The following is a 22,479-nucleotide window of genomic DNA, read 5'->3' as shown; positions in this document are numbered from 1 at the left end:
GGCTGAGCCAAGAGTGTTCACCATTTTTTAGCAAACAAGCAGGAGACCTGTGTCTGTAAAGATCCGCCTCAAGCGCCTGGGCAAGACCCGCGCACCCTTCTACCGTGTTGTCGTTGCTGACGAGCGTTCAAAGCGCAACGGCCGCGTCATCGAAGAGATCGGCACCTACGACCCAACTCGCGAACCTTCGATCATCGAGATCGAGTCGGAGCGCGCCCAGTACTGGCTCTCGGTAGGCGCACAGCCAACCGAAGCGGTTACCGCGCTGCTCAAGCTCACCGGTGACTGGGGCAAGTTCAAGGGCGAAGGCCCAACCGAGTCGCAGGTTAAGCCACAGCCAGAAAAGGAAGTTTTCCAGGCTGACTCGAACAAGAAGCCAGTTCTCAAGCCAAAGGCTGAGAAGAAGGCTGAAGAAACCGAAGCACCTGCTGAAGAAGCTGCAACCGAAGAAGCAGCGCCAGCAGCTGAAGAAACTCAGGAGTAGGTCATGCTCGCGTCTGCGCTTGAACACCTCGTCTGCGGGATTGTTGATCATCCCGACGACGTTCGCGTCGACGCGGAAACCACTCCTCGCGGCGACGTCCTCCGGGTGCGCGTGCACCCGGAGGACCGAGGCCGTGTCATCGGCCGTAGCGGTCGCACTGCTGAAGCACTGCGCACTGTAATTTCGGCTCTCGCACAAGGTCGCCGCGTCCGCGTGGACGTGGCTACCGACTAGATTTTCGGGTGGGCAGCTTGGCCAGCAAGAAGCGCAGCGGCATCACCCAATTGCGCGTCGGTCGCCTCGTTAAGGCGCACGGACTCAAGGGCGCGATCAAACTCGAGCTCTACACCGATGAGCCCGATCGCCGGTTCATCCCCGGTGCGTCATTCTCATTGCAGGTCCCGGCAACGTCGCCGTGGCGCAACCAGAAGCTTGTCCTGCGCGAACTGCGCTGGTTCAACGACGCTCCCGTCGGCTTTTTCGAGGGTGTGACCGATCGCACCACCGCCGAAACGCTTATCAAGGCGATCCTCTGGGTCGACCAAGACGACGCCGAAGAACTCGATCCAGACACCTGGTACGACCACCAACTCGTTGAATTGGATGCGGTCGTCGACGGCAAGGTCGTCGGCAAGATCGCGCGGGTCGAGCACTTTCCTGCCCAAGACCTGCTGGTCATTGCCACCGGCAATGGCGACGTCATGGTGCCGTTTGTGAAGGAGATCGTGCCCGCGGTCGACCTCGAAGCTGGCATCGTCACGATTACCCCGCCCGGTGGCTTGTTTGATGACCAGGCCATCGAAGCGCGCCCAGCGGGACAGCAGACGCCTGCGGAACGCGCCGCTGCTGCATCCACCGATGCAACTGCAAGCGAGCCTGCCGACAGCGAGCCTGCGGCAGCGTCAGCCAGCCCCGAGACTTCAGCAGCAACTGCTGAGCCCGAATCGAACGCGGACGCTAACGGCGACTCCGAGACCGCGAGCTAGTCGTGCGCATCGACATCGTCACGATCTTCCCGCAGTTCTTCGACATCCTCGACCTCTCACTGCTCGGCAAGGCTCGCGCCCAGGGAATCATTGACCTGCACGTTCACGATCTGCGTGATGCCACGCACGATCGACACCGCGCCGTTGATGACACACCGTACGGCGGCGGCGCCGGCATGGTCATGAAACCCGAGCCCTGGGGCGAAACCCTCGACGCGATCTTTGAGGCATCGCCGGTGGACTCACCGCTCGTGGTTTTTCCCTCCCCTGCCGGCACCACATTTACCCAGCCATACGCGCACGAACTTTCGCGTGAATCGCACATTATTTTCGGATGCGGCCGGTACGAGGGCATCGACCAGCGCGTATTCGAATACGCCGCATCCCGCGCCCGCGTCCAGCTCGTTTCGCTCGGCGATTACGTCCTAAACGGCGGTGAAGTCGCCGTCATGGCGATGATCGAAGCCTTCGGGCGACTCATCCCGGGGGTCGTCGGCAACCCTGAATCACTCGTCGAGGAATCGCACGAACAGGGACTGCTCGAGTACCCGAGCTACACGAAGCCTGCCGTTTGGCGCGATCGTGAAGTGCCAAGCATCTTGCTCAGCGGTCACCACGCCAACATTGCTGCGTGGCGACACGAGCAGCAGGTCGAGCGCACCCAGCGAGTGCGCCCCGACCTCTACGCAGCATGGGCGAACGAGCAGTAGCAACCGCATCCGTTCGTAGTCACCGAACACAATCTGCCAAGCGTGCCAAGGCACCACAACCTGCCACCGTGCAGCGCGGCAAGCCAGATAACAACGGGGCCGCGACTCACTGAGCCGGGCCCCGTTTCGGGTTGCGCCTACTTGCGCAGGAACTTCTGCAGCTTCTCGAGCTCTTCGGCCGATGGTGCACCGTCGCCACCGCCACCGAAGGCACCGAGACCGCCGGTTCCGGCACCGAATGCGCCGCCGCCAAAGGCTGCGCCACCTCGCGCCGCCTGCTGCTGTGGCTGGGCCTGGTCGAGACGCTTCGCGGGGTTACCCGAGAACTTCTTGCCCTTCTTCTTGCCGGCAGCCTTCTTCGCGGCACCGCGTCCGCGACCTGGGCCGGCTAGACCGCCCATGCCCGGCATACCGGGCATACCCGGGTTTTCACCGCGGGCAGCCGAGCGCATCATCTTCGCCATCATTTCGAAACGCTTGACGAGGTCGTTCACGTCGCGTACTTCGGTACCCGAACCGCGAGCAATACGTGAACGACGCGAACCGTTCAGAATCTTCGGGTTGTTGCGCTCTTGCGGCGTCATCGACTGAATGATCGCTTCGATGCGGATAAGCGCCGAGTCGTCAAAGTTGTCGATCTCGCTCTTGAGTTCCTTCGGCACGTTCGGCAACAGGCTGAGCATCTTCTTGAAGTTGCCTGCCTTGCGGATCTGCTGCATCTGCTTGAGGAAGTCTTCAAGCGTGTACTCGTTACGAGCCAGTTTCTCGGCCGACTTGCGCGCTTCTTCTTCGTCAAAGGCACGCTGGGCTTCTTCGATGAGCGACAGGACGTCACCCATGTTCAGGATGCGGCCTGCCATACGGTCTGGGTGGAACGGTTCGAAGTCTTCGAGTCGCTCACCAACCGACGCAAACATGATCGGGCGCTCGGTGGTCTGCGCCACCGAAAGGGCGGCACCACCGCGAGCGTCACCGTCGAGCTTGGTCAGTACGACACCGGTGAAGTCGACACCCTCTTGGAAGGCGCGCGCGGTCGCAACCGCATCCTGACCGATCATTGCGTCGATAACGAAGAGCACTTCATCCGGGTTCGTCGCCTCTTTAATGCGACGGGCCTGACCCATGAGTTCTTCGTCAACACCGAGTCGACCAGCCGTGTCAATAATGACAACGTCGTGGTGCTTGGCTTCGGCGATGCGCATCGATTCGCGGGCGACGCGAACCGGGTCGCCGACACCGTTTCCGGGCTCGGGCGCAAATACCGGCACGCCTGCCTGGTCACCAACAATCTGCAGCTGGGTTACCGCGTTCGGGCGCTGCAAGTCGGCAGCCACAAGCATCGGCGTGTGTTGCTCGTTCGCCAGCCACTTTGCGAGCTTTCCAGCGAGCGTGGTCTTACCGGCACCCTGCAAACCAACGAGCATGATGACCGTCGGCGGACGCTTGGCAAACTGCAGCTTGCGGTCCTGGTCACCACCGAGGATGCGGATGAGCTCGTCGTTCACGATCTGAACGACCTGCTGCGCCGGGTTGAGGGCGCGATTGACTTCGTCACCGAGTGCGCGTTCGCGCACGTGCGCAACGAATGCCTTTACGACGGGCAGCGCAACGTCGGCTTCGAGGAGCGCGCGACGGATCTCGCGGACAGTGCTGTCAATGTCTGCCGCAGTGAGCTTTCCCTTGGAACGAAGGTTGCCGAGGGCGTCGACGAGGCGATCTGAGAGGTTACCGAACAAGGCCATAGTCCGGCCATTCTACCGGGCATTACGCGTACGCGCAGGCGCGAGCGAAATGCATCCGGCTTCAAGCCGCCGTGCGCGACGCGCGCTGCGGTGTTAGGCCTTGGCGCCAGCCTCTGCCGCGAACGCCACGAGTGCGGCCGCGCCTGCTGGCAGCGGCTGATCTTCGCGCCAGATCGCCGTAAACGGACGACGGAACTGCATCCCGGCCACCGGCACCTGCCGCAACCGGCCCGCCGCCAAGTCGTCACCAACTGTGACCAGGCTCATCACCGACGGCCCCATCCCTGCCGCTACCGCGTTACGAACCGACATGACTGCCGAGAACTCGGCTGCGGGTGGGGCAAGTTCGAGTTCAGGATGCGTCTGGGCAAGCAGCGATTCCAGTACCTGTCGGGTGCCGGATCCTTCTTCGCGCACCACGAGCGGGGTGGCTGCAAGCTCGGCGATGTCGATGTGCTCGCGCTTGGCCCAAGGGTGGTCGGGTGACACGACGACAACGAGTTCGTCATGTCCGATGACTTGGTGCCCGAGCCCGGCGGTGGTGTCGAACGACTCAATGAATCCGAGCGCGACCTCGCCCTGCCGAACTTCCTCGATCACGTCGTGTGAGTTCACCGCGTGCACAAACGGATGCGTTTGGGCACCTCGGGTGCGCCGCAACTCCCCCAGCCAGGCCGGCAGCAGATATCCGGCGATCGTCTGCGAGGCGGCAACGCGCAGGTCGTGCTCTCGCTCCGAGCGAAGCGTGGCGAGCCGGTCGGCAAATAGCTCCTGCGACTGCAACAGTTCTGCGGCCCATTCGGCCACGAGCAGCCCGGCTTCGGTCGGCTGCGAACCGCGCGAACCGCGCGAGAGCAAGCCGACGCCGAGATCATCCTCGAGTTTCCGCATCCGCACCGATACGGACTGCTGCGAACGCTCGACCGCGGCCGCAGCGGCATTGATGCTGCCCGAGTCGACTACCTGCACGAATAGCGCGAGCGATTCCAGGTCGAATTTTGGCATGCATCCGAACATAGCGGGCGTGCGTTACGCAACGCCTCGCGCCGTGTCGATGCGGCCGACGCGACCCGTCGAGCCCGCAGCTGCTAGGCGTCGGCGAGCAACTGCTCGGCAAACACGTGCGGCGTGAAACCGGTGAGGTCATTGATGCCCTCCCCAGTACCGATGAGCTTGATCGGCAAGCCCGTGCGCTCCTGCACCGCGAGCACAAATCCGCCCTTAGCCGAGCCGTCGAGCTTGGTAATAACCAGTCCAGTAACGCCGGCGTGTTCGATGAACGCTTCAGCCTGCATCACACCGTTCTGGCCGGTGGTGGCGTCGAGCACGAGCAGTACCTCAGCAACCGGCGTGAGCTTTTCGATAACGCGGTGAATCTTCGTGAGCTCATCCATGAGCCCGGCCTTGGTCTGCAAGCGGCCAGCGGTGTCGATCACGACCATCTCGATGCCGTCGCGCATCGCGGTTTCTACCGTTTGGTACGCAACGGATGCGGGATCTTGCCCGAAGTGCTGCGGGCGCACGATCCGTACGTCGGCGCGCATCGCCCAAGTATCGAGCTGTTCGACCGCGGCGGCGCGGAAGGTGTCGGCCGCGCCAACGACGACGGTGCGATTGAAGTTGCGCAGGAATCGCGCGAACTTGCCGATCGTGGTGGTTTTACCAACACCGTTAACGCCCACGACGAGCGTGACGGCAGGACGCGCCGAGAGCTTCAGCGTGGGGTCGAACTTCGCGAGGCGATCTTCGATCGTTTCACGCAGCATGCGCTTGAGGTCGCGCGGGTCGTCGGTACCCAGGCGTGCGACTTCCGAGCGCAGGTGGTCGAGGATCTCATCGGTGATGTCGGGACCAAAGTCGGCCGTAATCAGCGCGTCCTCGAGGTCTTCCCAGGTCTGCTCGTCAATGCGTTCCCGAGTGAACATGCCACGGAGGGCGCTACCGAGTGACCAAGAGCGTCGTTCTGCCATGCCTCCAGGGTAAGCGATACCGCCGCGGTGAAGGCTGGCCGCAGGACGGGCATCGGGCCCGCCGAGGCGGTCAACCGTTGCGCATATGGTGGAATCTATGCGAATTGGTCTGATCCGTCATGACGAAACCGACTGGAACGCCGCAGGACGTCTGCAGGGAACCACCGATATTCCGCTCAACGCCCGGGGCGTAAGCCAGGCTCAAGATGCCGCGTCGTTTGTGCGCGCCGATGAGTGGGCTGCCGTGTACTGCTCGCCGCTGCAGCGCACCCGTGACACGGCGGCGTTCTTTGCCAAGGCAATCGGTGCGGATGCACCGCGGATCCTTCCCGAGGTCATCGAGCGCAGCTTCGGCGAGCTCGAGGGCGAGCCGGTCTACCGCGACGACGGAACCCGGACCGATCTGGATCATCCGACGGTCGAGCCAGAAAGCGCGGTCGTGGATCGTGTGCTCGCGGCGCTTCGCGAACTTGCCCGCGTGCATCCCGACGAACATGTGCTGGTGATTACGCACGGCAGCGTCGTGCGATTGGTGTTGCAACACATTCTCGGCCGAAAGGCGCCTCGCATTAGCAATCTTGGGTATTCCGAGCTTGAGACGGCGGATGCACCGAGCGGCTTTGTCGTGCGCGTCGCGAACGGCTACCCACTTTCGCGCTAACTCCCGACACGCATGGACAACCAGCGTGTACTCTTGGAACTTCAGTGAAGGGGAGTATTCCTCACGCGGTGTTTTCGTCATCACGGATTAGCGCTCGCTATCCCGGGGACATCGGCTGCAACTCGCAGTGGAAGAGACCTTCAGTGCCGTTCAAGCGAACCATCTGGAGGAACCTGTATGGGTCATGTTGACCTGTGGATTTGGGGCATCAGCGTCGCGGTTGTCGTTGGCTTCTTTTTCTTTGATTTCTACTCACACGTCAAGCACGCGCATGTGCCGTCGATGAAGGAAGCCAGCTTCTGGTCACTCTTCTACATCGTCATGGCCTTCGCCTTTATGGGCCTTGTCGCCTGGCAATGGGACTGGGGCCATGCCGGTGACTTCATCACCGGTTATGCCACCGAGAAAGCCCTGTCGGTCGACAACCTATTCGTCTTCCTGCTCATCATGACGAGCTTCAAGGTGCCGAAGATCGCGCAGCAAAAGGTACTGCTGCTCGGCATCGCGATCGCGCTCATCATGCGCACGATCTTCATCATCGCGGGCGTGTGGGTGCTCGAACAGCTCTCGTGGGTGTTCTACATCTTCGGGGCGTGGCTGCTGCTCATGGCAATCCGCCAGTTCGTTGATTCGTTCAAGGACGAGGACCCCGAGATGCCCGGCTGGGTGTCGCACATCAAGAAGTTCATTCCGTCGTCCGAAAACTACAACGACGACAAGTGGACCATCGTTGAGAACGGCCAGAAGATGTTCACGCCGCTCGTGCTCGTGACCGTCGCGCTCGGGTTTACCGATCTGCTCTTCGCACTCGACTCCATCCCCGCCATCTTCGGTGTCACGCAGGAGCCGTACCTGATGTTCATGGCCAACGCGCTCGCACTGCTGGGCCTGCGCCAGCTGTACTTCCTGCTCGACGGCCTGCTCTCGCGCCTGGTGTTCCTCGACCTCGGACTCGCATTCGTGCTCGGGTTCATCGGCGTCAAGCTCGTCTTCCACGCCCTACACGTCAACGAGCTGCCGTTTATCAACGGCGGTGAGCCGGTGATGTGGGTTCCCGAGATCCCAACCTGGTTCTCATTGCTGTTCATCTTCGGCGTGCTCACGATCGCGGCCGTCGCCTCGATCGTGTACTCATCCGGAAACAGCGACGACGCAGCCGTCGAAAACGGCGAGTCGGACTCGACCGACGCCGAGGTTACGGCCTAACAACCGGCGTATTGGCAAAGTGGTGCAGTAGCACGGGGCTCGAGGTGGCACACACCTCTAGCTGCCGAAATCTGCACCACTTTGGCGTTTCCGTTGCCGACGGGGTGAAATCGAAACCGAAGCTAGAGCTGCACGACTTCGGTCACGTCCACCACGGCTTCGCCAGCTTCGGCGGATGCGGCAAGGTCGACGGTCGCGCGGATGCGCCAATCATGTACGCCCTCGGGGTCAACAATCGTCTGCTCAACATCCCAGTACCCGCTCGCGGCGCGCGCCTGATCAATCGCGCAGTACTTGGGTGCACGAGCCGCACCATCGATGCCGATGTCGTCGTACTCCTCGTAGTAGCGGTCGAGCACGTCGGGCCAGTCGATTTTCGGGTCGAGCGCGAGCAAGTCATCGTCGCGCTCGAGCGCCGCGAGATACACACGGCGCCAGAGCTCGTTGCGCACGAGTACGCGGAAGGCACGCTCGTTGGTGACGACACTGCTCGGTGCCGGCGGCACGACTTCGGCTTCGGCATCGGCCGGCGGGGCCACCAGGGATTCCCACTCGTCCACCAGGCTCGAGTCGACCTGCCGCAGCAGCTCGCCGAGCCAGGCGATGAGGTCATCGAGTTCTTCGCCACGCTGCCCATCGGGAACGGTGTGCGAAAGTGCCCGATACGCATCCGAAAGATACCGCAGCACCACGCCTTCGGAGCGGGCAAGGTCGTAGAACGCAACGTATTCGCTAAAGCTCAGCCCGCGTTCGTACATGTCGCGCACGACAGCTTTAGGGGCGAGCTCGAAGTCTCGCACCCACGGGCTCGACTGGGCGTAATCCTCGAAGCACTGTTCGAGCAGCTCGGCAAGCGGCTTTGGATAAGTGATGGTTTCGAGCCGTTCCATCCGGTCTTCGTAGTCAACCCCATCGAGCTTCATCGCGTTTGCGGCTTCGCCCTTGGCCTTGAATTCTTGACCGCGTAGCACCGGACGCGGGTCATCCAGCGTCGCTTCAATTGCGCTCACCACATCAAGCGCGTTTTCGCGGTCGATCACGTCAAGCATTGCCACCGCAAACGGTGACAGCGGCTGGTTGAGCGCAAAATTCGGTTGCAAGTCAACGGTAAGTCGCAGCGTCGGTCGTCCCGGCAACGCGGGGTTAGTCGGGTGCGGATGCGTGTGCTCGCGGTCAACTTCGACGATACCGGCTTCGATCAGCGTGCGCCCGATCTCGAGTGCGCGCAGGGCGAGTGCTCGCTGCGTCGAACGCGATTCGTGGTTGTCGAAGCACAGCTGACGGACGTTTTCGAACACGTCTCCCCCGCGCGCGACCACGTTCAGCAGCATCGCCGAGGTGATTTGCATGTGACTCGTAAGCGTTTCGGGTTCGGCCGAGTTCAGCCGCTCAAAGGTTTGCTCGGTCCAGTTCACGAAGCCCTTCGGTGGCTGCTTTCGCGTCACTTTGCGCTGCTTCTTCGGATCACCGGCAGCCTTGTTCATCGCATGCTCGTATTCGATCACGTGCTCGGGTGCTTCGACGACAACCGTGCCGTGCACGTCGTACCCGGCACGACCTGCACGCCCCGCGATCTGGTGGTACTCACGCGCCGTAAGGTGCCGCATCCGCTGCCCATCAAACTTCGACAGTGCGGTGATGAGCACGCTGCGAATCGGCACGTTGATACCCACGCCAAGAGTGTCGGTACCGCAGATGACGCGCAGCAGACCGCGCTGCGCCAGCACCTCGACGAGGCGTCGGTAGCGCGGCAGCATACCGGCGTGGTGCACGCCGATCCCTTGGCGCAGCAAGCGCGAAAGTGACTTACCGAAGGTCGTAGTGAATCGGAACTCACCGATCGTGCGGGCGATCTCGTCGCGCTGTTCGCGCGTAGCCACTTTGATGCTCGAGAGCGCCTGGGCGCGCTCGACCGCGGCAGCCTGCGAAAAGTGCACGATGTAGATCGGCGCTTCGCCCTCATCCAGCAGCGTCTCAACCGTTTCATGAACGGGAGTCAGCACATAGCGGAAGCTCAACGGCACCGGACGTTCGGCACCGGCGACGAGTTCGGTGGCACGGCCCGTGCGACGCGTGAGATCTTCTTGCAGCTTGGTGGTGTCGCCGAGCGTCGCGCTCATCAGCAAGAACTGCGCGCGCGGTAGGAGCAGCAGCGGCACCTGCCAAGCCCAGCCGCGCTGCGGGTCACCGTAGTAGTGGAACTCGTCCATGACAACCTGATCGACCGCCGCATCCGGCCCCTCACGCAGCGCGAGATTCGCCAGGATTTCGGCGGTGCAGCACACGATCGGCGCATCGGGATTGACCGAGCTATCGCCGGTGACCATGCCCACGCGTTCGGCACCAAACACCTCGACTAGCGCGAAGAACTTCTCACTCACCAACGCCTTGATCGGCGCCGTGTAGTACGTGCGCTTGCCAGCGGCCACCGCGAGCGCGTGCGCAGCAATCGCCACCAGCGATTTACCGCTACCGGTCGGGGTCGCCAAAATGACATTGGCCCCGTCGACCAGGTGCATCACGGCTTCTTCTTGCGCCGGGTACAGCTCGATTCCCCGCCCCATCGTCCATTCGAGAAACGCTTCGAAGACTTGATTTTCGTCGTACGGCGCGTCGGGGTCGGCGAGGGTCGGGATGCAGTCAGGCAGGAACGCAGTCATCGTGCCTATCCTCCCATGCGCACGCTTGATACCCCGGGGTCGCGAGGCACCGCACCGATGTGGCTGCGGCTCCGTGGATGACTACTCCCCCTGCGGCTGCAGCAGGATGACGAGCTGCGTTTGCATGGTGTCGGGATCGATACCGGGCATGGGCTTGGTCTGGTAGATCTCCCAGAACGGCATCGCCGGGGTGCGGCCGGCTTCATTCACGCCGGCCATGAGCTGTTCCCAAGCGGGTGCCAATTGGTCGTAGCCACCGGTGAGCGTTGTGGTTGCGGTTTCGCCCGCGGGCAGCGCTGAGGGCACGATCTCGATGTCGTTGATGACGACCGACTCAGTGAGGGGCTCGGCGATCGGGAACCCCGCTTCGAGGTCAACGGTCGCCCCGAACTCGCTGTCGTAGCGCGATACGGCGGCACCGATTGGGTGGATGCGACCACTCGCGATGGCTTCGCCGAGCGCCCGGTAAGCGGCGTCCATGAACGGACCAAGTTCGCTTACCGGTAGCTGCGTGGCGCGCACTACGGCGGTATGCGTCGCTGGCGCGTGGTCGATCAGGATTGGGGTGCATTGGGGCATGACTGCCACCTTTCTGGCGTAAGCGGTGTCGCAAACGCTAACAGCCAGAACTCCGCCCTAGCCGAGTTCCCCACCCAAAATTTCCTGAGCCAAATTTCCTGGGCCGAATCACCTGCGCGGACAGAACTACTGCCGCATCCTGACGGAAACGACTGCTGGCGCGCATCCGGTCGCCAATACGAAACCGGATGCACGCCGGCATTAACTCAGGTGGCTACTCGCCCTTGAAGATGATGCGGTGCCAGTGCTTGCGGGCGTTGCCAGTGATGTCCACCGACACGTGCTTGATGTTGGTGTACTCCTCAAGCGAGTAGGTCGACATGTCGTTGCCGTGGCCCGATGCCTTGTAGCCGCCGTGTGGCATCTCAGAGATGATCGGGATGTGGTCGTTGATCCAGACGCATCCGGCAGCAATTTCGCGGGATGCGCGCCCGGCACGGTAGACGTCGCGGGTCCAGGCGGATGCGGCCAGACCGTAGGGCGTATCGTTGGCGAGTTCGATGGCTTCGTCGTCGGTCTCGAACGGCAGTACGACGAGCACCGGACCGAAGACCTCGTCCTGCACGATTTCGGAATCCTGCGCTGCGCCGGTGATCAGCGTTGGCGCGTAGAAGTACCCGTCGCGGTCAGGGCGGCTGCCACCACGCACGATGGTGGCGCCGGCCTCGCGGGCGCGGTCAACCATTTCGCCAACCTTTTCTTGGTGTCGCTGCGACGAAAGCGGTCCGAGGTCGGTGGCCGGGTCTTCTGGGTCGCCGAGCACGACGGTGTCGAGCAGTTCGGCTGTGCGGTTGACGAACTCGTCGAACTTGCTGGCGTGCACATAGGCACGCGTCGCTGCGGTGCAGTCCTGACCGGTATTGATGCAGGATGCGGCTACCGCGCCCTGTGCGGCGGCTTCGATGTCGGCATCGTCGAATACGACGAACGGTGCCTTGCCGCCGAGTTCGAGGTGGGTGCGCTTGCCGGGAACGCTCGCGGCAATGGATTCGCCAACGGCGGTGGAGCCGGTGAACGAGACCATGTCGACTTCGTCGTGGCCGGTCAGTGCGGTTCCGACGCTGCGGCCGCCACCGGTGACGATGTTGATGACACCGGCCGGAATCCCCGCGCGGTGCGCGGATTCGGCGAAGAGCAGCGAGGTGATCGGGGTGATTTCGGCAGGCTTGAGCACGATGGTGTTCCCCGCAGCGATGGCAGGCAGGATCTTCCAGGCCGCCATTTGCAGCGGATAGTTCCACGGTGCGATAGAGCCGACGACGCCAATCGGTTCGCGGCGAATCGACGACGTGTGGTCGGGCGAGTATTCACCCTGCGACTTGCCCTCGAAGTTGCGGGCGGCGCCAGCGTAGAAGACGACGTTGTCGATCGAACCGGCCACGTCGAACTGGGTGGTGAGCTTGAGCGGCTTACCGCACTGGCGGGATTCCCAGCGGGCGAGTTCGTCGGCGTGCTCGGTGAGGTCACGGGCCCAAGCGTGCATGAGGTCGCTGCGTTCGCCGGGAGTCATGCGCGACCAGGTCGCATAGGCGCGACGGGCGGCACGAACCGCGGCGTCGACCTGTTCGGCCGATGCCTCCGGCTGGTCGACCACCACCGTGTCCTGTGCCGGGTCGCGTACTTCAACGCGACGGGTGCCTTCACCAGCAACGAACTCGCCGTCAATGAAGTTGAGCGGGCGGTTCCATGCCAAATCGGCGACAGGTGTTGGTGATGATGTCATTTGCGATGCTCCTTCGATATGCCCTTTGAGCGTAGCGCCCGGGCACACGTGCGCGTCTTGTCAGTAATTGTCAGTGTTCACCAGCCTGACGGGGCACCCGCGCGAGCGCGAATGCCGTTCTGTCGACCGCATCCGCCGCAACTCGACATTCTGCCGATCGTTGACCCGGCGATTCGGTTCGTAGGGTGATCGTCATCCGGCATGTTTACCAATGTGCCCGCCCGCACGAAAGGACCGCTCGATGACGAACGATCAGATGCCCGCCGCAGTCATTCCCCACTGGATTTCGGGACAGGCAGATCTGCCCGCGGACACCCGCACCGGGCCCGTATTTGACCCGGCCCTCGGCCGCGAGATCCGCCGCGTGGCGCTGGCAAGCCGCGAAGATGCCGACCGTGCGATCGAGTCGGCACATGCCGCGCACCTGGCCTGGCGCGACATGTCGCTCGCAAAACGCACCGCGATCCTGTTCAAATTCCGCGAACTGCTGAACGCGCGCAAGGGCGAGCTTGCGGCCATCATCACCGAAGAGCAGGGCAAGGTGCTCGACGACGCGCTCGGTGAGATTGCCCGCGGTCAGGAAGTCGTCGAATACGCGTGCGGCATCACCTCGCACCTGCGCGGCCACTTCTCCGAGCAGGTCTCGACCGGATTCGACATCCACTCGGTGCGCCAGCCAATCGGTGTTGCGGCGATCATCTCGCCGTTCAACTTCCCGGCCATGGTCCCCATGTGGTTCTTCCCAATCGCGATTGCGGCCGGCAATGCAGTGGTCGTCAAGCCGAGCGAGAAGAACCCCTCCGCGCAGCTGTGGATGGCCGAGCTCTGGCGCGAAGCGGGCCTGCCCGATGGCGTGTTCACGGTGCTGAATGGTGACAAGACGGCAGTGGATGCGCTGCTCGAGCACCCGAAGGTCGCTTCGGTTTCGTTCGTGGGCTCGACCCCGATCGCCCAGTACGTCTACGAAACCGGTACCCGCAACGGTAAGCGCGTACAGGCGCTCGGTGGCGCAAAGAACCACATGCTCGTGCTCCCCGACGCCGATATCGACCTGGTTGCTGACTCGGCAATCAACGCTGGGTTCGGTGCCGCAGGTGAGCGTTGCATGGCGATTTCGGTGGTCGTTGCCGTAGGTGATGTTGCCGACCGGCTGGTGCCAAAGCTCACCGAACGCATGGCGAACCTCCGCGTGGGTGATGGCCGCCGCGCCTGCGACATGGGTCCGCTGGTGACCGAAGCACACCGCGACAAGGTCGCTTCGTACATCGACATTGCCCGCGAAGACGGTGCCGACGTTGTGGTGGATGGCCGTGGTATCGACGTCGATGGCGAACCCGACGGCTTCTGGCTCGGCCCGACGCTGCTCGACCGGGTACCGACCTCGTCGCGCGTCTACACCGACGAAATCTTCGGACCGGTGCTCTCGATCGTGCGCGTTGACTCGTTCGACGAAGGCATCGACCTGATTAACAACGGTGCCTTCGGTAACGGCACCGCCGTGTTCACCAATGACGGTGGCGCCGCTCGCCGCTTCGCCCGGGAGATTGAGGTCGGTATGGTCGGCGTCAACGTGCCGATTCCGGTACCGATCGCGGCCTATTCATTCGGCGGCTGGAAGGCCTCGATCTTTGGCGACACGAAGGCACACGGCGCCGAGGGCGTGAAGTTCTTCACTGCCGAAAAGGCGGTGACCACCCGCTGGCTCGACCCGTCGCACGGCGGCATCAACCTCGGTTTCCCGCAGAACGACTAGCCCACCCTGCAAATCTCCAAGTTGGTGCAAATATTCGGCGTCGGAGGTGCTCAGCACCTCCGACCCGCCTGTCGAGCACCATATTGGAGATTGCCCCACCGGCCGGGTGGTTAGTTCTGCCTTGGCCGTACCTCAAGCAACTGCAGCGCCGCCCACAATTGCGCTCGGTCGCTGAACTGCTCGAGGTTGAGCTCCACGACCTCTGCCACCGTGTCGATGCGGGCCCGCAATGTGTGCCGGTGAATATCAAGGTCGCGTGCGGCCGGATCCCAAGCGCAATTGTGCGTAAACCAGGCACGCGCCGCGGCCAAGAGCGTGTCCGCATCCTCGCGAGCGCGCAGGGGCGCGAGCAGATGCGCTGCCTGTGACTGCGCATCCGATTCAGCGAGCCATCCCACCAATCCACTGCTGCAAAGGCTCGCGAAGTCGACGCGCTCCCCCGCCAGATTCGCACGTTGCAGTGCCCGGCGAGCTTCATCCAGTGCCGTGCGCAACCGGCCAACCGCAACCGGTTCCGAAACACCGATACGGCAACCAAGGTGTTGTAAGTATTCGAGCGTCGCTGTGGGTTCTTCGTCGCCCCACACCAGCAGTACTTCGTCGTCGAGCGGCGCGAAGGTGAACGGTTCGCCTTCGGCCCGTAGTTCGAGTTCGCTGAGCATCGTTGAACGCACCGACTGCCCGCCGCCATCCGTGACGATGGCGGCGCACACATCACCATCGGGCAGCCACGAACCGAGCGACTTCATGGCTTCGAGCGCGGGCTTGGTGGCACCGGCGAGTACGAGTTCGAGCACGCCGCGGCGCAGCATCGAGCGCGATTGGTCGAGCGCACGTTCCTGTTCCACGGCGATGGATGCGATACCAATGACGCTCGCCAGCAGATCGTTTCCGGCATGGTCCAGCGGTGCGGATGTTCCCACTGCGAGCACCCCACGCAGATTGCCTCGCTGCCCGATCGTTTGCAACGTCACCTCGTGGGTACCGGCAACAAACCGGGTTGCGGCCGGTCGTCCACGCGAAATCGGGTCTTGCACCGCCGCATCCAACTCGGCCACGATGTCATCGGGCACCGAGAACCGCGTGCGCACGCGAATGCGACGGCCCAGGCGATCGTAGAGCGCCACCCAGCAACCGAGCTGCACCTCGAGTTCGCGCAGCGTCGCCCCCAGGCCGTCGGGTTTGAGCGTGGCATTCGCAATGGCCCGATGCGCATCGATCAGCCAGGTGAGCCGCGCCGTGCGGTCGGCATTGGCGACGTCGGCAACGTGCCGCGAAATACGCAGGAATGGCATCGCGGTCGGCACGATAAATATCGGCAGCTCGGCCTCGACACAGGCGGCCACGAGCGCTTCCGGAATGCGATCAAGCACGACACCGACTGCGAATCCCAACCCCACCACGCCGGTGTTCGCGAGCCGGTCCACATACGCACGCGCGAAATCCACATCGCGCGAGGTTTCCGCATCCGCGAATTGTGAGCCATCGGTCAACAGCACCTGCCCCGCGCGCAGCCACGGCGTCGGGTCGACAAGGTCAGATGAATGCACCCAGGTCAGCTCGCTATCAAGCGCCTGCGCGATGCCGCCCGCGCGCGAGGCAAGTTCAACCAGTGAAGGGTGCAGGCGCAGGCCAAGTTCAGCGTGATCAAGAAGCGTTCGCAGCGTGACGGGCATGCCGGTGAGCCTACCTGCCGCATCGTCGAGCAAGTTGGGGATTCTTCGCCAGATTGGCACTCGTGTCGGGATGACACCTGCGACACGATCAATGGAGTCGATGCACGGATGCAGCCGCACCAACACGCATCAGGCCCAGCCACGAAACTACAAGCAAAGGAGCTTGCCCATGTCGGCGCTGTCAAACGCACAGGTCGTGCACGACGACACTGCAACCGTTTTCCATTCTTGGTCGGCACAGGGCAAGCTCAATCCCCTGGCGTTGCAGACCGGCCACGGTGCCACCGTCGTCGACTACGACGGTAAGGAATACCTCGACCTCACGAGCCAGCTCGTGTACGCCAACATCGGCTACCAGCACCCGCGCGTGCTCGCCGCCATCGAGCAGCAGCTTGCGCAGCTGCCGACCGTCGCCCCCGCGGTCTCGAACGACATGCGCGCCCGCGCGGCCCAGTGCATCCTCGATGTTGCGCCCGACGGGTACGAAAAGGTGTTCTTTACCAATGGCGGTGCGGATGCGAACGAAAACGCGATTCGCATGGCTCGGTTGCACACCGGTCGCGACAAGGTGATCTCGCGCTACCGCTCGTATCACGGCAACACGGGTGCCGCGATTGTCGCGACGGGCGATTGGCGACGGATGCCGAATGAATACGCCCGCGGGCACGTGCACGTCTTCGGACCTTACCTGTACCGCAGCGAGTTCTGGGCCGAAACCGAGGCCGAAGAATGTGCACGCGCACTCCACCACCTGCGCCGCATCATCGAGGCCGAGGGCGCCGATACGATCGCGGCAATCCTTCTCGAGGCGATCCCCGGCACTGCCGGCATCATGGTGCCGCCGCCGGGATACCTGCGCGGCGTTCGTGAGCTATGTGACGAGTTCGGCATCGTGCTCATCATCGATGAGGTCATGAGTGGTTTTGGCCGTGCCGGCGAATGGTTCGCGCACACGGCCCACAGTGTTCGCGCCGACCTCATCACCTTCGCGAAGGGCGTCAATAGCGGTTACGTACCGCTGGGTGGCGTGATCATCTCGCCCGAAATTGCGGCGAGCTTCGAGGACCGCGTATTCCCGGGTGGACTCACCTATTCGGGCCACCCGCTCGCCTGTGCGGCAGCCGTCGGCGCTATTGAAGCCATGCGCAACGAAGGGGTGATTGATCACGCCCGTGCACTTGGCTGCGAGGTCATTGGCCCAGCATTGGCCGAACTCGAAGCCGAACTCGACGTCGTCGGCGAAACCCGCGGCGTGGGCGTCTTCTGGGCGATCGAGCTGGTCTCCGATGCCACCGCGCGTACGCCGGTGTCGGACGCCTACATGAATTCGGTCAAGACTGCCCTGCTCGAACGCGGCGTTGTGCCGTTCATTGCCAACAACCGACTTCACCTCGTACCCCCGTGCGTGATCACCGCCGACGAAATGCGGCGCGCGCTGGATGCGGTAGCTGAGGTGCTCCGGACGGTTCCGGTTTCGTAGGCCTCCACCTCGAAGACCGCGAACCCACGGCCGCGGACGGATTGCGCACAGACATACTGGGGTCTGTCTGTCGCACGCCGTTCGCGGCCGTCTTCTTCAAACGACGCTGTCTTACTGCTTCCGCCCGCGGGCTAACGGTAGCGGCGCCCGCCCGGCGCCCAATTCCGCGGGGCCAACTCGCCGCCGTACAGCGGCATCGAAATCGGTGCATCCGCATCCTGAAATTGTTGCCACGGCACCACGCTGCCGCAGGTACCGTGCTGCCGCACCTGGGCCACGCGATCGAGATCGAGTTCAGCGACCAGGATGCATTCGCTCGCGTTGGTCGATTCGGCGAGCACTTCGCCTTCTGGCCCCACGATGAGGCTCTTGCCCCCGCCGAGTGGGCCTGCGACATTGACGCTGCACGTGAAGTTTTGGTTCACGATCGAGTTTGCTCGTGCCAGGATCACCTCTTGATCGCGATCGGGCGTGGTGGTTTTCACGACATTGCAGACGACCTCGGCGCCGAGCCAGGCGAGGTGGCGGGTGACTTCGGGCCACCAGGCGTCGTAGCAGATCGACATGCCGAGCACGGGGGTGCTGCCTGGCGCTGCGTTTGCTGGGTCGTCGGTCATGGTGCAGACTGCGAAGGCATCGCCGGGCGCATACGGTTCGGTCGGTCGCCACGGGAATACTTTTCGGTACCGGCAGCGCTCACGCCCCTGCGGGTCGATCACCACTTGGGTATTGAACACCTCACCGTCGGTGCCGCGTTCCACGATTGAGCCGGGTACGCACCAAACACCGTGCTGACGCACGATCGGGCCCACCGCATCCACGAATTCGTCGATAGTGACCGCGCCCGCACGCAGGCGCGCGTTCTGACGCTGTAGGTCGGAATCGTCGGCGCCAAAGCAGTGCAGTTCGGGGAAGATCACCAGGTCGGGCCGATGTTCGGCCACAATGCGCGCCAGCTGCTCGGCGAACGGCGCGATTGCGGCGCCGATCGGGAGCGGTGCGAGCTGCGCGGCGGCAACGCGAAGTGTTCCCTTCGCTGCCGTCGCAGTCGCGGTCATGGACTCAGTCACGGTTTCGTCAGTCATCATCAAACTCCGTTGTTCAACGTGATTCGGTCAGGTCATTGCCGCGCTAGGCGGATGCATCGCCCTCGGTTTCGGAGGCACCGTCGGCGGCACGCTCCTCACGCTTGGTCAGTTCACGCACCCGCTGCCCCACGACCGTCGAGACACCATCGCGGTGCATCGAGACGCCGTAGAGCGCATCCGCAATTTCCATCGTGCGCTTCTGGTGGGTGATCACGATGAGCTGGCTCGAGTCTCGCAGGTTCTCGAACACCTCAAGCAAGCGGCCGAGGTTGGCGTCATCGAGGGCGGCTTCGACCTCGTCCATGATGTAGAACGGGCTCGGTCGGGCCTTGAAGATCGCGACGAGCAGCGCGACGGCGACCAGCGAGCGCTCACCACCAGACAGCAGCGAGAGCTTGTCGATCTTCTTACCTGCGGGTTTCACGGCAACTTCGATGCCAGTCGTGAGCATGTCGTCGGGATTGGTCAACGAGATATCGCCCGATCCGCCCGGGAAAAGCACCGGGAATACTTCGTGGAATGCTTCGCGCGTATCCGCAAACGCCGCCGCAAACACTTCGCGCATACGCGTGTCGATGTCGCTAACGATCTGCATCAGGTCGGCGCGAGTTTGTGTCAGGTCGTCGAGCTGTTCTTGCAGGTACGTGTGGCGCTGTTCAAGCGCGGCGAACTCTTCGAGCGCGAGCGGGTTGATGCGCCCGAGTCGCTGCAGGTCGCGCTCGGCGGTTGCAAGGCGCGTTTCTTGTTCCTTGCGATCGAACACGATTCGCACCGGCCGTTCGCTTGCGTCCGCGGCATCGTCGATGTCGTGCAGATCGGCGGCAGCGCCCTCGGTCTCGGCGCCCTCGGTGTCAACATCGGATGCCGCACCATCTTCGCCCGCGACCGCACCCGCCTGCGGTGGTGCCGCATCCGGCGCGTATTCGGCAAGCAGCACCGCTTCGCTGAGCGATAGTTCGCTGGCCGCACGCTCGAGGATGTTCGAGAGCTGCAGCTTTCGCTCGTAGATCTGCAATTCGAGCTGGTGCACGTCTTCGGTGATCTGCGTCAGTCGCGTGCGCAATTGTTGTTCGTCGCGGCGCAATTCGCCGAGCTGCTGGTCTTGTTCTGAGCGCTCGCGCTGGCGGTCATGCAATTCGGCCTGTGCCAGTTTCAGGCTCGCGTCGATGTGTTCGGCAAGCTGCGGGATGCGCGCCAGCACCGCGCGGGTACGTTCCAGGTCGCGTCGGCGCAATACCGTTTCGCGCGCGGCTTTCTCGGCAGCTTCGCGCTCGGCCTCGCGCTGGGTTTCGAGGTCGCGCACGCGCAATTGCTCGGAACGCAGGCGTTCACGCAGCGTCTCGACCTGCAAGCGTGCCTCGACTTCGGCTTCGCGGGCACGCTCGAGCTCGGCGACAAACGATTCGCGACGCGACGCATCCAGCATCGGGCGCGGCTGCGATTGGTGCACTTCGAGCTCGTGCTTGGCGGCATCGGCGCGGGCTACGGCTTCGTCGACGTTGGCACCGGCCACGCTGTGGGATTTCTCGGCGCGGGCGAGCTCGGCTGTGGCCGATTCGACGTTGGCTTTGGCTCGGTTGAGTTGTTCGCGGCGGCTGGCGAGTTCGGCATCGAACCCGCGCAGTTTCGCGAGCGCCGCATCCGACTGTCCTGTTGCCCGCTGCAATTCGGCGCGACGATCGGCAAGCTGACCGCCAATATCTTCGAGCTGGGTGTCGACGGTTTCCAGCTCGGCAAGTGCCCGTTCGCGTTCGGCGACAAGTTCGATTCGACTCGCGCCGCTTTCGGTATCGTCGCTTCCCGAAACGAGCGTGCCCGCATCCAGCACGTCACCGCGCATCGAAACCAGGCGCGCACCATTCGGGAGCGCCCGCAAAAGCGCCGCGGCACCGGCTGCATCCGGAAGCTCCGGCACCACGACCGTGCGCTGCAAGAGCGCGGTCAGTGCGTCGGCGCCCTGCACGAGGTCGGCAGCAATGCGAGCGTCGGCACCGGCGATCTCGGCGGTCATCGCGGGGTCGGCCGCGGCTTCGACAAATGCTGCCACCAGGTGCAGGCGGCCTGCGGATGCATCACCCGAGATCAATTCCAGCGCCCGCTCGGCCGTTTCGGTCACGATCGCGTCCGCCGTCGCTCCCAACGCCGCGGCGATGGCGCGCTCGTATCCCGGTTCCACTCGGATGACATCGCTGAGGCGGCCACGTACCCCCGCCGGGTTGCTGGCAAGCAGCGCCTGCGCACCGTCGTTCACCTGGGCGGCGAGGGCGAGTGCGCTCGCGCGTGCGTCCAGGGCGTCGCGTTCACGGCGGAGCTCGTGTTCGCGATCGCGCAGCTCATCAACGACCTGCTGCGCCGCCGAAACCGCCTGCTGTGCCTGCTCGTACGCTTCGTCGAGGCCGTGCGAGTCGGCTTCGCCGTCGCTAGCCTGCGATTCGGCTTCGGCGAGTTTTTGCCGCGCGGTTTCGAGTCGATCGTTCGCGGCACGGTGGGCATGCTCACTTCGCAGCACTTCGCCGCGAACCGCAGCCAAGCGGCTCGCCGCAGCATCGGCTTTACCCTGCAGCTCAGTGGTGCGCAGTTCGTGTTGCGAAAGCAGCGCCGATTGCGCGGCGATTTCACGGTCAAGATCATCAAGCGTTGCGCGTGCAGTGACCGTTGCTTGTTTCGCCGCTTCCCACTGCTGTTGGGATGCGTGCGAACGGGTCTCGAGTTCGCGCACCTGCTCGGCGGCGTCGTCAATTGCCTGCGAGCTCACCGATACCGAGAGTGCCGGTTCGGCCAGACGAGCTTCGAGTAGGGATTCGCGCTGGGCGACGAGCATATGGAAGTTCTGGACGCGTTCGCGCACGCTCTCGAGATCAAAGGCGACGCGACGGGCCGCATCCACCGCATCCGACCGCTGCGATTGCTGGATCTGCTGAATTCGCAGCACGGCACGGTCGAGTTTTTCTTTCAGCACCATGCGCTCGGTGCTACGGGCCTGTTCGGTCGAGTTCGCATCGCGAAGTTGCTGCCGCAACCGCTGCACATCGTCCGCCATCAAGCGGGCCTTGGCATCGCGAGCAACCGCGGCGATTTCCTGCGCTCGGCGGGCAACTTCGGCTTGTCGGCCAAGAGGTTTGAGCTGGCGGCGCACTTCGGTGACGAGGTCGCGCAGACGCTGCAGGTTCTGCTCCATGCCCTCGAGTTTTCGCACGGTTTTCTCTTTGCGGCGGCGGTGCTTGAGCACACCGGCAGCTTCTTCGACAAACCCGCGACGTTCTTCGGGCGTCGCGCGCAGCACGGTATCGAGTCGTCCCTGGCCTACGATGACGTGCATTTCGCGCCCGAGGCCCGAGTCGCTGAGCAGTTCTTGCACGTCGAGCAATCGCACGTGTTCGCCGTTGATGGCGTATTCGCTGCCGCCGGTGCGGAACAGCGTGCGCTGAATCGTGACTTCGGAATAGTCGATCGGTAGCGCGCCGTCGCTATTGTCGATCGTCAGCGTGACTTCTGCGCGGCCGAGGGGGCCGCGGGTTGCGGTACCGGCAAAGATGACGTCTTCCATCTTGCCGCCGCGAAGCGATTTCGCGCCCTGCTCGCCCATGACCCAGGCGAGTGCATCCACGACGTTTGATTTGCCCGAACCGTTCGGGCCGACCACACAGGTCACCCCCGGCTCAAACTCAAGGGTGGTCGGTTTTGCGAACGACTTGAAGCCCTTGAGTGTTAGGCGCTTCAAATGCATAGGTCAAGCCTAGTTGTTGCGTTGTTGTTCGCCG

17 protein-coding genes are annotated in these 22,479 nt (G+C 63.4%); 8 read left to right on the top strand and 9 right to left on the bottom strand.

The annotated features are described in order from the left end of the window. The first annotated feature begins 49 nt into the window (after positions 1-49). Genes rpsP through trmD form a run of 4 tightly spaced genes read left to right on the top strand, consistent with a single transcriptional unit; the run spans position 50 to position 2,180 of the window. Positions 50-484, top strand: a complete 435-nt coding sequence (rpsP, locus tag ZBI01S_RS02625; protein WP_066055957.1) for a 30S ribosomal protein S16 — start codon at positions 50-52, stop codon at positions 482-484. 3 nt (positions 485-487) lie between these two features. Continuing rightward, complete coding sequence (locus tag ZBI01S_RS02620; protein WP_066055954.1) at positions 488-718, top strand: RNA-binding protein; 231 nt, start codon at positions 488-490, stop codon at positions 716-718. Between the two features lie 17 nt (positions 719-735). Continuing rightward, complete coding sequence (gene rimM, locus ZBI01S_RS02615; RefSeq protein WP_083524464.1) at positions 736-1,470, top strand: ribosome maturation factor RimM; 735 nt, start codon at positions 736-738, stop codon at positions 1,468-1,470. A gap of 2 nt (positions 1,471-1,472) precedes the next feature. Next, positions 1,473-2,180 carry a tRNA (guanosine(37)-N1)-methyltransferase TrmD gene (gene trmD, locus ZBI01S_RS02610; RefSeq protein WP_066055951.1) on the top strand — a complete coding sequence of 236 codons (708 nt, stop codon included), beginning with the start codon at positions 1,473-1,475 and terminating at the stop codon, positions 2,178-2,180. Positions 2,181-2,317: 137 nt separating this feature from the next. Here the strand turns inward: trmD and ffh are convergent, their stop codons facing one another. The 3 genes from ffh to ftsY all read right to left on the bottom strand — a co-directional run bounded on the left by ffh (position 2,318) and on the right by ftsY (position 5,892). Continuing rightward, positions 2,318-3,922 (bottom strand): signal recognition particle protein, encoded by a 1,605-nt coding sequence (gene ffh / locus ZBI01S_RS02605; RefSeq protein ID WP_066055949.1) that lies wholly within the window; start codon positions 3,920-3,922, stop codon positions 2,318-2,320. Positions 3,923-4,015: 93 nt separating this feature from the next. Next, a complete protein-coding gene (locus ZBI01S_RS02600; RefSeq protein ID WP_159421353.1) occupies positions 4,016-4,927 on the bottom strand; it encodes a LysR family transcriptional regulator in 912 nt (303 codons plus the stop codon). 83 nt (positions 4,928-5,010) lie between these two features. Further along, positions 5,011-5,892, bottom strand: a complete 882-nt coding sequence (gene ftsY / locus ZBI01S_RS02595; protein ID WP_066055944.1) for a signal recognition particle-docking protein FtsY — start codon at positions 5,890-5,892, stop codon at positions 5,011-5,013. Positions 5,893-5,989: 97 nt separating this feature from the next. On the opposite strand from ftsY, the gene ZBI01S_RS02590 reads away from it, so the two are divergent. Further along, on the top strand, positions 5,990-6,553 hold the full coding sequence (locus tag ZBI01S_RS02590) for a histidine phosphatase family protein (RefSeq protein WP_066055941.1): 564 nt from the start codon (positions 5,990-5,992) through the stop codon (positions 6,551-6,553). A gap of 177 nt (positions 6,554-6,730) precedes the next feature. Next, positions 6,731-7,759 carry a TerC/Alx family metal homeostasis membrane protein gene (locus ZBI01S_RS02585; RefSeq protein WP_066055938.1) on the top strand — a complete coding sequence of 343 codons (1,029 nt, stop codon included), beginning with the start codon at positions 6,731-6,733 and terminating at the stop codon, positions 7,757-7,759. Positions 7,760-7,881: 122 nt separating this feature from the next. On the opposite strand, the gene ZBI01S_RS02580 is transcribed toward ZBI01S_RS02585, so the two are convergent. The 3 genes from ZBI01S_RS02580 to ZBI01S_RS02570 all read right to left on the bottom strand — a co-directional run bounded on the left by ZBI01S_RS02580 (position 7,882) and on the right by ZBI01S_RS02570 (position 12,721). After that, the gene (locus ZBI01S_RS02580) at positions 7,882-10,419 is read right to left on the bottom strand and encodes a DEAD/DEAH box helicase (protein ID WP_066055935.1); all 2,538 of its coding nucleotides are present in this window, start codon (positions 10,417-10,419) and stop codon (positions 7,882-7,884) included. A gap of 81 nt (positions 10,420-10,500) precedes the next feature. Continuing rightward, on the bottom strand, positions 10,501-10,998 hold the full coding sequence (locus tag ZBI01S_RS02575) for a GyrI-like domain-containing protein (protein ID WP_159421352.1): 498 nt from the start codon (positions 10,996-10,998) through the stop codon (positions 10,501-10,503). A gap of 214 nt (positions 10,999-11,212) precedes the next feature. Continuing rightward, positions 11,213-12,721 (bottom strand): gamma-aminobutyraldehyde dehydrogenase, encoded by a 1,509-nt coding sequence (locus tag ZBI01S_RS02570; protein ID WP_066055929.1) that lies wholly within the window; start codon positions 12,719-12,721, stop codon positions 11,213-11,215. 241 nt (positions 12,722-12,962) lie between these two features. On the opposite strand from ZBI01S_RS02570, the gene ZBI01S_RS02565 reads away from it, so the two are divergent. Next, a complete protein-coding gene (locus ZBI01S_RS02565; protein WP_066055926.1) occupies positions 12,963-14,474 on the top strand; it encodes a CoA-acylating methylmalonate-semialdehyde dehydrogenase in 1,512 nt (503 codons plus the stop codon). Positions 14,475-14,584: 110 nt separating this feature from the next. Here ZBI01S_RS02565 and ZBI01S_RS02560 read toward each other — a convergent pair whose 3' ends face one another. After that, positions 14,585-16,150 carry a PucR family transcriptional regulator gene (locus tag ZBI01S_RS02560; RefSeq protein WP_159421351.1) on the bottom strand — a complete coding sequence of 522 codons (1,566 nt, stop codon included), beginning with the start codon at positions 16,148-16,150 and terminating at the stop codon, positions 14,585-14,587. 169 nt (positions 16,151-16,319) lie between these two features. Between ZBI01S_RS02560 and ZBI01S_RS02555 the strand changes: the two genes are divergently transcribed. Continuing rightward, positions 16,320-17,630 carry an aspartate aminotransferase family protein gene (locus ZBI01S_RS02555; RefSeq protein WP_066055920.1) on the top strand — a complete coding sequence of 437 codons (1,311 nt, stop codon included), beginning with the start codon at positions 16,320-16,322 and terminating at the stop codon, positions 17,628-17,630. Between the two features lie 131 nt (positions 17,631-17,761). Here ZBI01S_RS02555 and ZBI01S_RS02550 read toward each other — a convergent pair whose 3' ends face one another. Further along, entirely contained in the window at positions 17,762-18,715 is a 954-nt protein-coding gene (locus ZBI01S_RS02550; RefSeq protein ID WP_066056381.1) for a carbon-nitrogen hydrolase family protein, read from the bottom strand. Positions 18,716-18,761: 46 nt separating this feature from the next. Next, positions 18,762-22,445, bottom strand: a complete 3,684-nt coding sequence (gene smc, locus ZBI01S_RS02545; RefSeq protein WP_066055919.1) for a chromosome segregation protein SMC — start codon at positions 22,443-22,445, stop codon at positions 18,762-18,764. Between the last annotated feature and the right edge of the window lie 34 nt (positions 22,446-22,479).

It is taken from the genome of [Zimmermannella] bifida NBRC 103089 (assembly GCF_001570925.1).
GTDB lineage: Bacteria > Actinomycetota > Actinomycetes > Actinomycetales > Microbacteriaceae > Gulosibacter > Gulosibacter bifidus.
This window is presented reverse-complemented; position numbering and strand designations above follow the sequence as displayed.